At 33.8% G+C, this 14956-nt stretch carries 16 protein-coding genes; 9 read left to right on the forward strand and 7 right to left on the reverse strand.

Going from position 1 to position 14956, the window contains the following annotated elements; translation table 11 throughout:
* The first annotated feature begins 98 nt into the window (after positions 1 to 98).
* From AB3G34_RS08515 to AB3G34_RS08530, 4 genes are all read left to right on the forward strand, one after another.
* Complete coding sequence (locus AB3G34_RS08515; RefSeq protein WP_369752142.1) at positions 99 to 992, forward strand: sugar phosphate isomerase/epimerase family protein; 894 nt, start codon at positions 99 to 101, stop codon at positions 990 to 992.
* 241 nt (positions 993 to 1233) lie between these two features.
* On the forward strand, positions 1234 to 1992 hold the full coding sequence (locus tag AB3G34_RS08520; RefSeq protein ID WP_369752143.1) for a helix-turn-helix domain-containing protein: 759 nt from the start codon (positions 1234 to 1236) through the stop codon (positions 1990 to 1992).
* Positions 1993 to 2022: 30 nt separating this feature from the next.
* Positions 2023 to 3183 (forward strand): FAD-dependent oxidoreductase, encoded by a 1161-nt coding sequence (locus AB3G34_RS08525; protein ID WP_369752144.1) that lies wholly within the window; start codon positions 2023 to 2025, stop codon positions 3181 to 3183.
* A 256-nt stretch (positions 3184 to 3439) separates the two neighbouring features.
* A complete protein-coding gene (locus tag AB3G34_RS08530) occupies positions 3440 to 4078 on the forward strand; it encodes a hypothetical protein (RefSeq protein WP_369752145.1) in 639 nt (212 codons plus the stop codon).
* 164 nt (positions 4079 to 4242) lie between these two features.
* Here the strand turns inward: AB3G34_RS08530 and AB3G34_RS08535 are convergent, their stop codons facing one another.
* Entirely contained in the window at positions 4243 to 4782 is a 540-nt protein-coding gene (locus AB3G34_RS08535; protein ID WP_367753947.1) for a YSC84-related protein, read from the reverse strand.
* A 413-nt stretch (positions 4783 to 5195) separates the two neighbouring features.
* On the opposite strand from AB3G34_RS08535, the gene cdd reads away from it, so the two are divergent.
* From cdd to AB3G34_RS08550, 3 genes are all read left to right on the forward strand, one after another.
* Positions 5196 to 6152, forward strand: coding sequence for a cytidine deaminase (gene cdd / locus AB3G34_RS08540; RefSeq protein ID WP_369752146.1), 957 nt, complete (start codon positions 5196 to 5198; stop codon positions 6150 to 6152).
* Between the two features lie 288 nt (positions 6153 to 6440).
* Entirely contained in the window at positions 6441 to 6950 is a 510-nt protein-coding gene (locus AB3G34_RS08545; RefSeq protein WP_367770779.1) for a GNAT family N-acetyltransferase, read from the forward strand.
* A gap of 55 nt (positions 6951 to 7005) precedes the next feature.
* Positions 7006 to 7509: an SRPBCC domain-containing protein gene (locus AB3G34_RS08550; RefSeq protein WP_369752147.1), complete on the forward strand. Its 504-nt coding sequence runs from the start codon at positions 7006 to 7008 to the stop codon at positions 7507 to 7509.
* A 91-nt stretch (positions 7510 to 7600) separates the two neighbouring features.
* Here AB3G34_RS08550 and AB3G34_RS08555 read toward each other — a convergent pair whose 3' ends face one another.
* The 6 genes from AB3G34_RS08555 to AB3G34_RS08580 form a co-directional block, all read right to left on the reverse strand.
* The gene (locus AB3G34_RS08555) at positions 7601 to 8143 is read right to left on the reverse strand and encodes an NADPH-dependent FMN reductase (RefSeq protein WP_367770784.1); all 543 of its coding nucleotides are present in this window, start codon (positions 8141 to 8143) and stop codon (positions 7601 to 7603) included.
* A 120-nt stretch (positions 8144 to 8263) separates the two neighbouring features.
* Positions 8264 to 8794 (reverse strand): carboxymuconolactone decarboxylase family protein, encoded by a 531-nt coding sequence (locus AB3G34_RS08560; RefSeq protein ID WP_367753957.1) that lies wholly within the window; start codon positions 8792 to 8794, stop codon positions 8264 to 8266.
* Positions 8795 to 8907: 113 nt separating this feature from the next.
* Entirely contained in the window at positions 8908 to 9291 is a 384-nt protein-coding gene (locus tag AB3G34_RS08565; RefSeq protein WP_367753959.1) for a DUF3037 domain-containing protein, read from the reverse strand.
* Positions 9269 to 10063, reverse strand: a complete 795-nt coding sequence (locus AB3G34_RS08570) for a HipA family kinase (protein ID WP_367770790.1) — start codon at positions 10061 to 10063, stop codon at positions 9269 to 9271. Before AB3G34_RS08570 ends, AB3G34_RS08565 begins: the two co-directional genes overlap by 23 nt.
* Before the next feature lie 71 nt (positions 10064 to 10134).
* The gene (locus AB3G34_RS08575) at positions 10135 to 10602 is read right to left on the reverse strand and encodes a hypothetical protein (protein ID WP_369752149.1); all 468 of its coding nucleotides are present in this window, start codon (positions 10600 to 10602) and stop codon (positions 10135 to 10137) included.
* A 16-nt stretch (positions 10603 to 10618) separates the two neighbouring features.
* On the reverse strand, positions 10619 to 11473 hold the full coding sequence (locus AB3G34_RS08580) for an NAD(P)H-hydrate dehydratase (RefSeq protein ID WP_367770796.1): 855 nt from the start codon (positions 11471 to 11473) through the stop codon (positions 10619 to 10621).
* Between the two features lie 218 nt (positions 11474 to 11691).
* On the opposite strand from AB3G34_RS08580, the gene gcvT reads away from it, so the two are divergent.
* Positions 11692 to 12774, forward strand: coding sequence for a glycine cleavage system aminomethyltransferase GcvT (gene gcvT, locus AB3G34_RS08585; protein ID WP_369752150.1), 1083 nt, complete (start codon positions 11692 to 11694; stop codon positions 12772 to 12774).
* A 110-nt stretch (positions 12775 to 12884) separates the two neighbouring features.
* Positions 12885 to 14924, forward strand: coding sequence for a carboxy terminal-processing peptidase (locus AB3G34_RS08590; RefSeq protein ID WP_369752151.1), 2040 nt, complete (start codon positions 12885 to 12887; stop codon positions 14922 to 14924).
* Positions 14925 to 14956: the final 32 nt, after the last annotated feature.

Below are 14956 nucleotides of genomic sequence, written 5' to 3' on the forward strand. Positions count from 1 at the left end.
AGCACAAAGTCAACAAATCGTTGATGTATTGAGCCATTTTATAGCTACTATCAACTAGCAAAAAAACTCTTGTTTGAATCCAAATTAAAACGAAGAAAATGAATAGAAGGAAATTTATTGAGAAATCAGGAATAATAGGGTTTGCTGTAATTCTACCTGGATCTTATTTATCTGCAATTAACAATCCAAAATACAAAATGGGTTATCAACTCTATTCTATACGAGATGAAATGGCTAGAGATCCGTTGAACACCTTAAAGTATTTAAAAAAAATAGGTTATCAAGATTTTGAAGTCTATGGTTTTGATAATGAGAAAGACATGTATTATGGATATAAATCTTTGGAATTTAAGCAAATATTAGATGATTTGAACTTATCTGTTAGTAGTGGTCATTATGGTTTTTCTCCCTATTTAGAAAAATCTGAAGACGAGCTAAAACGTTTTGTTGATCAGTGTATCATTGGAGCGCAAACTTTAAACAGTAAATATATCACTTGGCCATGGATAGCTCCACAACAACGGACCATTGATAACTTCAAGTTGATGTCTGAAAAACTTAATGTTATAGGCGAGCAAGTAACTGATGCGGGACTCGGATTTGCTTACCACAACCATGGTTATGAATTTATAGACCAAGGCGGCGAAAATGGATTTAATATTATTATTAATGAGACAGACTCATCTCTAGTTAAACTACAGATGGATATGTATTGGGTAATGCATTCCTCCAAATACACTCCCAAAGAATTGGTACAAAATCAACCAGGTAGATATACCATGTGGCATATAAAGGACATGGATAAAGTTACTAAAGATTATACTGAGCTAGGTAACGGTTCTATAAACTATGAAGAAATATTACCCGATGCCAAAAAATCAGGTCTAGAATATTATTATTTAGAACAAGGTGGCAATTTCTTGGACAATTCTATGAAAAGTGCTTCTGATAGTGCTATTTATTTTAAAAAAGAGCTTCAGAAATATTTTTGATTATACATTTATAAAAGTTAGCTGCAAACAAGCTAAATAATTGAATACACATCTCCACAAAGTGTTATCACTGCGCAAATGACTCTGACTTTGCACAGTTTTGATGTATTATTACAAACTAAATAATTATAGGATTCAGGAGACTTTGTGATGCTATGTTTTCATAACTTGCAAACCACTTTTAGCAAGAAAACATTAGATTTCATTTTAAATCGTCATATCACTCTAATAGAAAGATAAAATGAACAATGACTTTGAATACATACAAATCCAACCAGACAAAGCACTATCGGATTATGTAGAAAGTTTTTGGTGCCTTCACAATCGAACAGACAGCAATAAAGAAACTATTGGATTACCCGATGGACGCATTGATTTATCGCTTTTTGAGTCGGCTACAACTTCTTTTCGCATCTCACTTCTTGGCGTAGGTACTCAGCGACACGATCATGCCACAATTCCTGCTCATGGATTGCTATTTGCCGTTAGCTTTAAATTACTTGCTGTAGAGTACTTATTTCATGAACCAGTTGCTGATATTCTTAATAGTGGGAAACATTTACCAAACGATTATTGGGATTTCGATTCAGATGATTTGAAAGACTTTGATCGTTTTTGCAAAAAAGCATCAAAAAAAATTTATTCTCTTTTACCTGAAACAATTGATGCACGCAAACAAAAATTATTCGAACTAATTTATGTCACAAATGGAGCTATTACTGTAAAAGAATTTAGCGAAAAAATTGGTTGGAGTAGCCGTCAAATTAATCGGTATTTCAATCATCAATTTGGGCTTTCATTAAATGCCTTTTGTAAAATATTACGATTCAGAGCATCACTAGACCATATTGCTAAAGGGAAACTATTCCCCGAAATGAACTTTGCAGACCAAACTCATTTTATAAAAGAAATCAAAAAATTTTCGGGTGTGGTACCCAAAGAATTATTTAAAAATAAAAACGACCGATTTATACTATTATCAACACTCTCTTCAAAATAATTTTGTAAAATAATTTTTAGAGACAAAAACATGTTAATACAAAATAAAAAAATTGCCATAGTTGGCGGTGGGCCAGGTGGTCTTACACTGGCAAGACTTTTACAGTTGAAAGGCGCCAATGTAAAAGTGTATGAAAGAGATTTAAATACAGCTGCTCGTGTGCAAGGATCACCACTAGATTTGCATGATGAATCAGGTTTGGCAGCGCTACGTTCTGCTAATTTACTCACCGAGTTTAAAGAAAATTTTCTTGCTGGCGCCGATAAAATGCTGATTGTAAATGAACAAGCCCAAGTATTTTACAGCAACCATGAGACAAAACCAGATGAAAATTTTGACAACATAAATTTTCGCCCAGAAATAGGTCGTGGTGCATTAAGAAAGATACTATTGGATTCCTTAGAATCGGAAACCGTGATTTGGAACTGCCATTTTGTTTCAATGGAACAACAAAACGAAGGTTGGTTGATGCATTTTAAAAATGGAACCTCAGCATATGCTGATTTGGTCATTGCTGCTGATGGAGCCAATTCCAAAATACGTCCGTATCTAACTGAGGTTGCTCCATTTTATTCAGGAATAACCATGCTTGAAGGAACAATTTATAATGCCAAAAAAATTGCTCCACAAATATCAAACTTACTTCGTGGCGGAAAAGTAATGGCTTTTGGCAACAAAAAAGACATTTTATTAGGCCAAAAAGAAAATGGTGAAATTGGTTTTTACATCAGTTTTAAGACCAATGAAAATTGGGGAGCTACAAGTGGCTTGGACTTTACAAATAAAGCACAATTGTTAGACTGGTTTAAAAGAGAATATGGTGACTGGGATAGTATTTGGTATGAGTTAATTGAAAAAAGTGCAACACCATTAATCCCGCGACCAATATTTTGTATCCCATTTGACCAAAATTGGAATACACTCCCAAATGTAACACTAATTGGTGATGCTGCGCATGTGATGCCTCCTTTTGCAGGCGAGGGAGTGAATATGGCGATGCTCGATGCATTGGAATTGAGTGAATTTTTAACTACTAATAAATACAATAGCATCCAAGAAGCGCTAGCTTTCTATGAAAATGCGATGCAAAAAAGAGCAGTAATTATTGCAAAAGAATCACTTGAAAATGGCGAACTAATGCATTCAGAAAATGCATTGGATAGCATGTTGGGATTCTTTGGCGGACACTAAAAAGAAAATGGAATAGCGGTTTTCAAAAGTAGGATTTGAAGCTTTTAACAATGAGTAAAATAGAAAAAATAAACTTTCACCACTTCTCACTGATAAAAATCGCTCCTTTTAAAGAGTTCGTATCCCAGAAGATATTTTCAATTAACAGATATTAACATTCTCTTTTGTAAGATTTAACACTATCATTTTATAATAACACCACTGCTCCATTTTATAATGTTTAATTTTACAGTAAACATTAAAAAAGTAAATCAAAATGAAAAACTTAAAACTGATTGCTCTAGGAATGATTCTGATTACAACTATTAGCTGTAAGGATACTAAAAAAAGTAATGAAGAATCAACTCCAGAAGCTCAGACCACTGAAGCTAACTACAGTCTAATTAATGATTCTACAAAAGTGAGTTTTACCGCTTACAAAACAACCGATAAAGTAGCTGTGAGAGGGAAATTTAAAGAAATAACATTAACCAATTCTGGTCAAGGAAAAACAGCATTTGAAGCTTTAAACGGGACTAAATTTAGTATTCCAGTAAGCAGTTTATTTACCAATGATGCTACAGGAACAAGAGATCCTAAGATTTTAAAATTCTTTTTTGGAGTAATGAAAAACACGGAACTTATTTCAGGTGAGTTTAAAGTTACTGGTGAAAACAATTGTTCTATCGATGTGACATTGAATGGAAAGACAGCCAACATCCCTTTAAAATTCACTGAAAATAGCGATACAAGCTTGGCTTTTGATGGAGTGATGAATTTAGAAAACTGGGATGGACTTGCAGCAGTTGCATCTATCAACAAAGCATGTGAAGCCTTGCATACAGGTAAAGACGGGATAAGTAAAACATGGAGCGAAGTGGCAGTGCATGCTGATGTTTTATTGAATAAAAACTAGATAATAGGAGTTCAACATTCAGAACAAGTATTGAATTACTCTATATTTAAACGAATACAACATAAAAAAGCGATTAACTTACAATGAGTTAGTCGCTTTTTTATGACTTGATTTATTTATGTTCAAAAGTGAGTAGAAGCCTAATCAACTACTTCTAAAAATCATTAGAGTTTATTAAAATTAAACTTTTGACCACCAATAGAAGCTTCATACATGAGTCCCCCTTTTTGCATGGTGAATACCATGACGCCATCAGTATATTTTACGTTTGCTGATGCGCCTGCAGTTACCGCTACAGCTGAGGCTTGGGCTGCAAACTCAAATCGGCTGTCTTTGAATCTTTCCAGTTCATTTTTGGATTCAAAAAATATAACCTCTCGGTACGCTTGTCCCCCTGCTTGAAAACCGATGCTTAGTTGTGATAATTTGGCCAGACCAACAATCTTATTGTGTTCATATACCGTTCCATTACCAGCAGCACCACCAATACCAAACCCTCCTTTACCCACATTAGGGAAAATGACATAACCAGTTGCTTTGTCAAAAAGCCCTTTCATTAGCGGATCACTTTTAATGAACTCTACTTTTGCTGCATTACTGTCGGCAATAATTCTATTCTTTTTGGCTTTTGATTGCCCTATTGCAGGCGTAGCATTGATTGCACATGCCAATACTATTACCCAAATAATATTTAAATTTTTCATGTCTTAAATAATTTAATTGTTGCTATTTTTCTATATTAAAGATAACGAAAAAATCATTTAAATATTTAAAAACTACTGATTATCAGTGTTTTAATTATTAATACCCTAACTATATTTACTAATAGTTTGCTTTGAGTGTTTTTATCAATTGTCTGTATTTTATTTAAAAAAAATAGGCTTATAAAAAACAGGTATTTATACGTTATAAAAAATATTATTTTTTATAGAAATTTGATAAATAAAACATTCTAATCTATTACTATTCAGCTAGATTAAAAAGTAAGAACAATAAATGGTCCTTTTATTAGAACTCAGAAATTACATCTCAATTCTAAAATAAAGACGAGTCTAGTACATTCTCAAAAAAAGGTTCCATTAGAAAAGCCAAAGGAGTAGAAACTAAAGCAAATGTTATGAAAGTACAGGGTAAAAAAATCGATTTGTCAGATATTCATTTATCAAAAACTGATGAAAAGCAACACAAGGTTTTAAGTTACATGAACAATTCTACAGATGGAGGGTATTTATCTCCACAGCAAGTACAGTCCCTGATGCAAAGTTTGCACCTAAATTTGCAGGAATTAATGAATTATTTAGTACCCTATGCCACTAAGTTCGCCATGTCCCCTATATCAGGTTTTAAAGTGGGTGCTGTTGCACATGGAATTTCTGGAGCTATTTATTTTGGTGCTAATATTGAATTTCAAGATCAGGCATTGTCTTTTACCGTTCATGCTGAACAAGCATCTATAGCGCACGCTATAAGTTATGGGGAAACAGGTATCGACTATCTTGCTATTTCTGCTGCTCCATGTGGGTATTGTCGCCAGTTTTTGTATGAAATTACAAATTGTCCTTCAACAAAAGATATTACCATTTTAATTAATAATGAGAGTAATTCCTTGTCTAATTTACTTCCACAAGCATTTGGTCCACAGGACCTAGGGGTTACTACCCGATTAATGTTGGCACAAAATAATAATTTACAAATGATTCCCGTTCATGCAGATCCATTTGTAATTGCAGCCTTTAATGCTGCCAATACATCCTACTCTCCATATACATGTGATTATTCTGGTGTTTGTATAGCTACAAATTATGGTGCTTATGTAGGTTCCTATGCAGAAAATGCCGCTTACAATCCAAGTATGTCACCTTTAGAAGCGGCAATCGTTTTGTTAATCATGAACGGAGATTCATACAACAATATTTATCGGGCTATTTTAGTTGAAGCCAAAAACAATAAATGCAGTCAATTATCGGCTACTAAAGATATATTGGCAGTAGTAGCAAAGGATATTACTGTAGAATACTACAGCGTAAATAGCAAAAAAAATGGCAATACATTAAACACAAAAGAAATGGTGTAGTGTCATTACCTTCTTATTTGGTACATTATAATCTCCTAAATCACACCAAATTAAAGCGTAAGGGATTGCGGCGCTATCCTTTATTTTTTCCTTTCAAAAAAATAAAGATAAAGCCAAAAGCCCGACCTCAAAGCGGAAGATGCATTCTCACAGCATACAATCAGTCCGATTTGGGGTGACGCCCAAATAAGTTTTGGTCTTCAATAAGAAATTCCTTGAAACTCTTTTTTATTGTACTTTTTATCTAAATTTGTATGATCAATCCCATTTTAGAATATCTTGAATATCATGATTACAAAAGCAAGCTTAAAAGATGTTTCTCACTTAAATACATTAATCAATTCAGCTTACCGTGGTGCTTCTTCTAAAAAAGGATGGACCACCGAAGCCAACATTCTAGAAGGACTCAGAACTACCGAAGCGGAACTTACGGAAATCATGGCTGATGCTAAAAATACGATTCTTAAATTTACGGAGAACGACCAAATAATAGGTTCTGTATTACTGATTGAAAAAGCGCAAAAACTATATTTAGGAATGTTAACGGTTTCGCCTAACCTGCAAAATAGTGGTATTGGAAAACAACTTTTAAAAGAAGCTGAAAAGCAAGCTTTGGCCTTGGGATTACCAAAAATTGTAATGACTGTCATATCTGTTAGAACTGAATTAATAGCATGGTACCAGCGTCATGGTTATGCAGATACTGGAGAAAGAGATCCTTTCCCTAGCAGTGATGTTCATATTTCAATCTCTGAAAAACCTTTGGAGTTTATGGTTTTAGAGAAAAAATTAAGCTAAATTAACACTTCATTTTCAAGATTATAAACTATTCATTTAATACTATTAAAATCAAATGGCAAACAATAGCAAAACACTCGTTATAAAAGATTTAAAAGAGAAATCTATCTTGGTATCCAGAGTCTTTAAAGCTCCTCGTGATAAAGTTTGGCGTGCTTATACCGAAAGTGAATACTTGGAAAAATGGTGGGGACCACAACCATGGAAAGCCGAGACCAAATCCATAAGCTTTACCGTTGGTGGCTATTGGTTGTATGCGATGGTAGGCCCCAAAAACGAAAAGCACTGGAGTCGAATGGATTATACTGCAATAAAACCATACGAAAGTTTGGAAATTAAAGATGGTTTTTGTGATGAAGAGGGGAATTTAAACACTTCCCTACCCGTTTCAACTGGATCTATTATTTTTAATCCAAGTGATTCAGGTACTTTGGTAGAATTCAAAATGTTCTATAACACTGAAAAAGAAGTGGAAACTATGATTGAAATGGGTTTTGAGCAAGGCATTACAACTTGTCTTGAACAATTAGAAAGGCTATTTCAAGAAAATAAAATATAACTAAAAACCCAATCCAAAAACAACAAATTAGTGAATCATAGCTGAGATTATCAGCATTAATTTAAGCTCAGAACATAATGAAAAACTTGGTTTATTTAGGATGTATGCTCTCTAACAAAGAGACAAGAACTCCATTTAATTCTTGAAGCGTACTAGGATTTGTAACTACCCCTATTTCATTCATTTTACTTTTGATGGTTCCAATAGTCAAAGTCGCTTTTTGGGGTGTATTAGTCCCCAAGGCCGAAAGCGTTAATAACAACGATGCTAATGCCTTGTCGCCACCCATTTGCATGGGAGATACACTGATTGCAGCAACTGGTTTATCATTCAATTCTCCTGAAGAAACGAGCCAATCTAAAGCGTTCTTTAATACTCCGGGAATACCAAAAGCATATTCGGGGGTAGAGAATATAATGCCATCAGCCGCTTTAATTTGGTTTCTAAAATAGGTAACTGTGGGTATTCCTTCGGTTATTTCAGGGTTAAAATGAGGCAATTGATCCAATCCATCAACTATATTTAGAATAACATTTTCTGGAGCAATTTTAGCTATTTCCCTTAAAATATTACTATTTGCTGAAGTTGATTTCAAACTTCCCGAAATAGCAATAATAGTCGTAATCTGTTTCATTTTTCTTATTTATTTCAAAAATAGAAAAGTAAAAACTAACCTCGTTAATTAGTTTTTACTTTTCTAAATTCAATTTTATAACCATATTCCTTCTGTAGTATCTTACAGAATATACTATTTTTATAACGCAGGAGCCAGAGGAAAATCTACAGGAACTTGAGTTAAATTATGCAAAAAATTCATCGCCGTTTTATCGCTTACAAGCAAAATCAAATCTACTAAATTTTCATTAGTATAGCCCTGTGCAAAAAATCCATCTACTGCTTCTGTGCTTGCATTTCCTTTGTTTGCAGCTATCTCTGCTGAAAGTTGTACTAAAGCATTTAATTTGGTATCCGTACTTTTACCTTTACGAATGTCTAACAATTGGTCATCCGAGAACCCATTCATTTTACCTAAAACCAGATGGGCACTTTGGCAGTAAACACATCCATTGACTTGGCTTACTATTAAATTCACTGCTTCTTTTTCTTTATTATTCAAAGAAGTTTTTGCATTTTGATAAGCCAAAAAACGAGATAATCCGTTAGTAGAATGCGCGATAGTAGCGTATAAATTTGGTACAAAACCCAATGCTTTTTGTAGATTGTCAAAAATGTCTTGGTTTGCTGGGGCTACTTGTTCTCTAGTTGGAACTGTAAATGTTGTCATTTTATTTTTGTTTAAATTGGTTGTCAATTTTGACTTAGCAAAGATGCGACAGCAATAAACAGTATAAAATGGATAATAAACGCCAGTTGATGGACGATTTATTTCTTTGAAATTTACAGCACTAACTCTTCAAACAAGCGTTGAATGGTTTTTTCTAAATCGTCACACAATCCTGGATGGGGTCTTGAAGTTTGAATTACGGAACTGCGCAAGGCCGTTAACCAACGAAAACGAGACGGAATATCCATTACTGCTATTGACCCACCATCTTTTGTACCGTGTGCTACTTTTTCGAAAGCAGATAAGTTCATTTGGATTTGTTCTACATCAGCTTCTGTCGAAAAAGAAAGAACTCTTTCAACGTTTAAAGCATGAATTACTTTTATAAATTTGGCTTTTTTGCAAAATAGAATAACCCCTACATTCAGGAATTCTTCGCGCTCTACCCTAGGTACAACCCGAATTACAGCATACTCATATAAGTTTTTCTCTTGCATTTTGTGCTTCCTTTATAAAAATTTCTGAATGATTTAAGCGGGTCAATAGGAACTGTAAATATACATTTCTCAATTCGGCAGGTGTGGCTTCTACGTCTTCCCATTGCAACCAATCCTCTGGGATTAGGCTAACAATCTCCTGAAGAATTTCTGGAGTTAATAGTTTTTTGAAAGCGGTATCCGTTTCAGTTAATGCGGATGCTTGAGGCAATAATACGTGGTCTTTGATCAAGGCAAACGGACTTTGAGCATGATTCTCCCAATTTGTCCAAGAATGATGAAAATACAAACTTGCGCCATGATCAATAAGCCATAATTCTTTATGCCAAATCAACATATTGGTGTTTCTAAACGTTCGGTCCACATTAGTAATGTAAGCATCCAGCCATACAATTTGCGAAGCCAAAACGGGATCAACAACGGTTACAACAGGATCGAAATTAATCGCTCCCGATAAAAAATGCAGTGCTAGATTCATCCCCTGACTTCCTTGTAATAAATCCTGAATTTCCTCATCGGCCTCTGTTCGTCCAAAGGCTTCATCGAGATTAGCAAAGACAAGTTCTGGCATTTTAATACCCAATGCACGTGCGATTTCACCACCAATCAATTCGGCGATTAAGGCTTTTACACCATGACCAGCACCTTTAAATTTAAGTACGTATTTGAAATCATCATCGGCTTCCGCCAAAGCAGGCAAGGAACCGCCTTCCCGCAAAGGAGTGATGTACCGCGTAACATTTACGGTTCGAAGATTGAAGTTGGTTTTCATATTCGGGTTTTACTGAAGTACAAACTTACAAATAAGTTAAGTGAGTTTAACTGGAAGCATTAAAAATCCTACTACTTACTAGTATAGGTTTTCCCTTTGCTTTTTTTTATCGATAGAAGTTGCTTGCAATAATAAATAGACTCATCTCTTACTTCTATATTCATTTTTAATGTCACTTTCCTATTATTATTCACTAAATCATGAGAAACATAAGGCTTTAGCAATTTATAATCTGCCTCATCAAAATATACTATCTTAACAGAATCATTAAACATTACCCTGACCCAAGGAGAATCAATGACTTTATATTTTTTTAAATTATCAAAATATTCTAAAAGATCTAAATCATTTCTACTAGGATCTTTTATTTGACGTATACTATCCAAAATATTTTCCCATTTATTAATATTCTTTTGATCCAGATTATAATAATTAAATACTTCAACGGATTTAAAGGCTAAATCCCCCTCCATAATTCTGTCTTTTGGAGAACAGGAAATAAAAATAAATAGAACAATTAGTAGTTTCCATTTTTTCATGTTAATAGCGATTAAATTATTTGTTTTTTTCTAAACTCAAAAATGCTTTTCCTAAATACTTAATAATATCCGAAGCGATAAAGGATTGATAGCCCGTTTCAGGCAAAGCAATATCCGCGATCAAACCGTGAAGGTAAACGCCGAGAATTGCAGCGTCAATAGGTTCATACGATTGAGCCAGTAAACTAGTAATTATTCCAGTGAGTGCATCACCACTTCCCGCTGTTGCCAAAGCGGCATTTCCAGTTGTGTTTTCGTAAACCGTATCCCCATCAATAATATGCGTTGGCGCGCCTTTCATTACAATAACGACATTGTATTGTTTAGAAAAAGTAATCGTTTTATCGAATTTATCTTCGTCTGAAGTCCATTTTCCTATTAGTCGTTCTAGTTCTTTGGGATGTGGCGTTAGGATAGTTTTTGGTTGTAATAATTTCAGCAAATCTTTATTTTTTGACAAAATATTTAAGGCATCGGCATCGATTACTAGCGGAATTTTGTTGGTTTTTAGAAAATTAAGAAATGCTTTTTGAGTTTCTGTTTCTTGTCCTAAACCTGGACCTATAGCAATCGCTTGTGGTTTTATGTTGAATGTAATGTTGGAAATATATTTCTCGCTTTCATCGGTAAGCGTCATGACTTCGGGATTTGAAATTTGCAGAATTTCATAACCACATTCAGGAACATAGGACGTTACGAGTCCGCAACCCGATTTAAGACAAGCTCTGGAAGCCAGTACGGCTGCTCCTATCTTTCCATAACTTCCTGCAATAATTAATGCGTGCCCCTGAATCCCCTTGTGCGTTTGAGAATCAATGGGTTTGTAACGTTGTATGATTTCGGCTTTATGAATAGAAATGGGCTGTTTCATTTTTGAATTATTTGTTTAAAAATACAAAATTAATAGGGAAACGAAATCCCCTAGCCCAGATTGAAATGGAAATCCTTTTTATTTTTTCTTTAAAAATAAAAAGATTGCAGTGCAAAGCTGGATATAGCTCCTAAATAGTATTGAATTTACATATTTAATGCCTTTAATATGATAATTTTTCAATAATTTAGCGACTTCAAATTTTATATACACACACAATGAAAAATACTGCGCTTACGCACATACACGAAAGTTTGGGAGCAAAAATGCTTCCGTTTGCTGGATACAATATGCCTATTTTATATGAAGGGGTGAATGCTGAACATGAAACAGTTAGAAATGCTGTGGGTGTTTTTGATGTTTCGCACATGGGGGAATTCTTGCTTTCGGGTCCAAATGCTTTGGCTTTGATCCAAAAAGTGACTTCAAATGATGCTTCTGTATTGACAATAGGAAGAGCACAATATTCTTGTTTACCAAACGATAAAGGTGGTGTTGTAGATGATTTGATTATCTATAAAATGAAAGAAGAACAGTATCTATTGGTTGTAAATGCTTCGAATATTGAAAAAGACTGGAACTGGATTTCATCTCATAATGATTTGGGAGTGGACATGAAAAACATTTCTGAAGACTATTCCTTATTAGCGATTCAAGGACCAAAAGCAGTTGAAGCAATGCAATCTTTGTCTTCAATAGATTTGGCTGCCATAAAATATTACCATTTTGAAGTGGCTGATTTTGCTGGAATTGACAATGTGATTATCTCTGCAACGGGTTACACTGGTTCAGGAGGTTTTGAGATTTACTGCAAAAATACTGAAGTGGAACAAATATGGAATAAAGTTTTTGAAGCTGGAGCGGCTTTTGGAATCAAACCAATTGGTTTAGCGGCAAGAGATACGTTGCGTCTTGAAATGGGTTTCTGTTTGTACGGGAATGACATTAGCGACACCACTTCTCCACTTGAAGCTGGATTAGGATGGATTACTAAATTCACAAAAGAGTTTACGAATTCTGAAAACTTGAAAAAACAAAAAGAAGAAGGTGTTACTAGAAAATTAGTTGCTTTTGAAATGCAAGAACGTGCAGTACCAAGACATGACTACGAAATCGTAGACGGAACTGGAGCTGTAATTGGGATTGTAACTTCAGGAACAATGTCTCCATCAATGAACAAAGGAATTGGTCTAGGTTATGTAACTGTAGCTAACAGCGCATTGGATAACGACATCTATATTCGCATCAGAAAAAATGATGTTCCTGCGAAAGTGGTAAAATTGCCATTCTACAAGAAATAAAATAGCTATTTAACCGCTAATTTTAAAATTGGCGGTTATAAATCATAAAAAACAGCGAATTTAAAGTTGCTTTATGTAATTTTATAATAACCAAAACGCTTTCTTTTTTTATGAATAAAATTTTAATCGTATTTTTCCTGTTTCCGTTTTTAGCACTTGCTCAAAATGAGGTTAAAACATGTGAGATACTTTCTAAAATAAACACACTTATACAAAACAAACATATTCAGCCTAAACCGGTAGACGACAGTCTATCGGTTTTTGTTTTTGATACTTTCATTGACAATCTCGACAATTCCAGAAATGTTTTCTTAAAATCCGAATACGATTTACTTGCTAAAAAGTACCGTTTAAATATTGATGATTTTATAAAAAATAAAAACTGTAGCTTTTTGACAGACATTATTTCTGTTTATAAAGGAGATCTCTTACGAAATCAGTCGATTTTAGAAAAAATGAAATTGGAAAATATTGATTATGAACAGAAAGATACTATTCGGTTTTACAAAAAAATATTTCCAATCTACATGCAGCAAATAGATGTAGAAAAAGTTTTGAAGAAAAAAGTGCGATACGAAATTCTTGAAGATATCGCCGCTGCAAATGAAAACAGAGACTCCTTAAATTTACATTTCACTTCATTAGAAAAAGAAACAAAAAACAGAATCATAGAAAATGAACTTTGTAAAATAAATGCCATCCTTCAAAATGAAATTAATTATCAAGAAGCTCTTTTTACCATTTTTTGTTCCTATTTTGATCCACACACTGCTTATTTCAGTAATGATTCAAAATCTAGTTTTGTAGCTTCTTTATCAAAAGAACACCTTTCACTGGGAATGAATGTGAATTTAAATAAACGAAATGAAATTATTGTACAAGATCTAGATGCCAATGGTCCTGCCTTTAAAACTGGTAAAATAAAAAAAGGAGATCAAATTGTTTCCATTTCAAACCTTAAAGATACCCTGCAGGTTTCCTGCGCTACACTGGAGTCTATATCCAATATGATTTTATCCGATTCTAATAAACAAATCATGTTAACCTTAAGACGGAATTCAGGCAAGTCATTTGATGTGGTCGTAGAGAAACAACTAATTAAAGATGAGGGGAATTCAGTTTACAGCTTTGTCATAGAAAACAACAATAAGAAATACGGTTATGTAAAGATTCCAAGTTTTTATGGTGATCTGGAAGGAAATAATGGAAAAGGTTGTGCCGAAGACACTGCCATGGAAGTACTTAAATTACAAAAAGACAATATAAAAGGGTTAATTATCGATTTAACCGATAATGGTGGTGGCTCGATGGAAGAAGCCATAAAATTGGCAGGAATGTTCATTGATTCTGGTCCGATTTCTATTGTAGTTAACAATAACCAAGACCGAACGGTTATTAACGACCCCTACAAAGGAATGATTTATAAAGAACCGATCGTGGTGCTTATAAACGGAAATTCAGCTTCAGCAAGTGAATTTTTTTCTTCAATACTTCAGGATTACAATAGGGCAATATTAGTGGGAAGTACTTCAGTAGGAAAAGCAACTATGCAATCTATTTTTCCTCTAGAAAATAATGATGATGAAAACTTTGTAAAAATAACCATTAATAAGTTTTACCGAATAAACGGGAAAAGCCATCAAGGAATTGGTGTAATTCCAAATATAAAACTACCTGCAATTTATGAAACTATTACTCAAAAAGAGAGCAATAGCCCCACTGCCTTAAAAAATGACAGTATTGCAAGTACTATTTATTTTTTACCCTATATGTCTACTAAAGCGGTGTCAAAAATAGTGGAAAACAGTAAAAATAGAATTGCAGTAAACCCGACTTTGAATGAAGTAATTCAAATCAATAAAAAAATTGAAGAACTCCTTGAAAAACCTAAATCGGCTGTACCAATAACTATCGATGCCATATTCAAAGAACAAACTATTATAAGTCAATTATGGGAACTTATAAACTCTTTTGAAACCCGAAATAACGGATTAAACATTTACAATTCCAATATAAATAATTTTCTATTAACCCTTTATCCAAACGAGAACGAGAATAACAAATTTCAATTGGAAAATTTGAAAACAAATCACTATTTAAATGAGGCAATATCGATACTTGATGACGCAAATTCTTTGAAAAGAAATTAAAAAAGCACTAATTACCTTAATTTATTGAAAAG

Source organism: Flavobacterium sp. WC2409, assembly GCF_041200085.1.
Taxonomy (GTDB): Bacteria; Bacteroidota; Bacteroidia; order Flavobacteriales; family Flavobacteriaceae; genus Flavobacterium.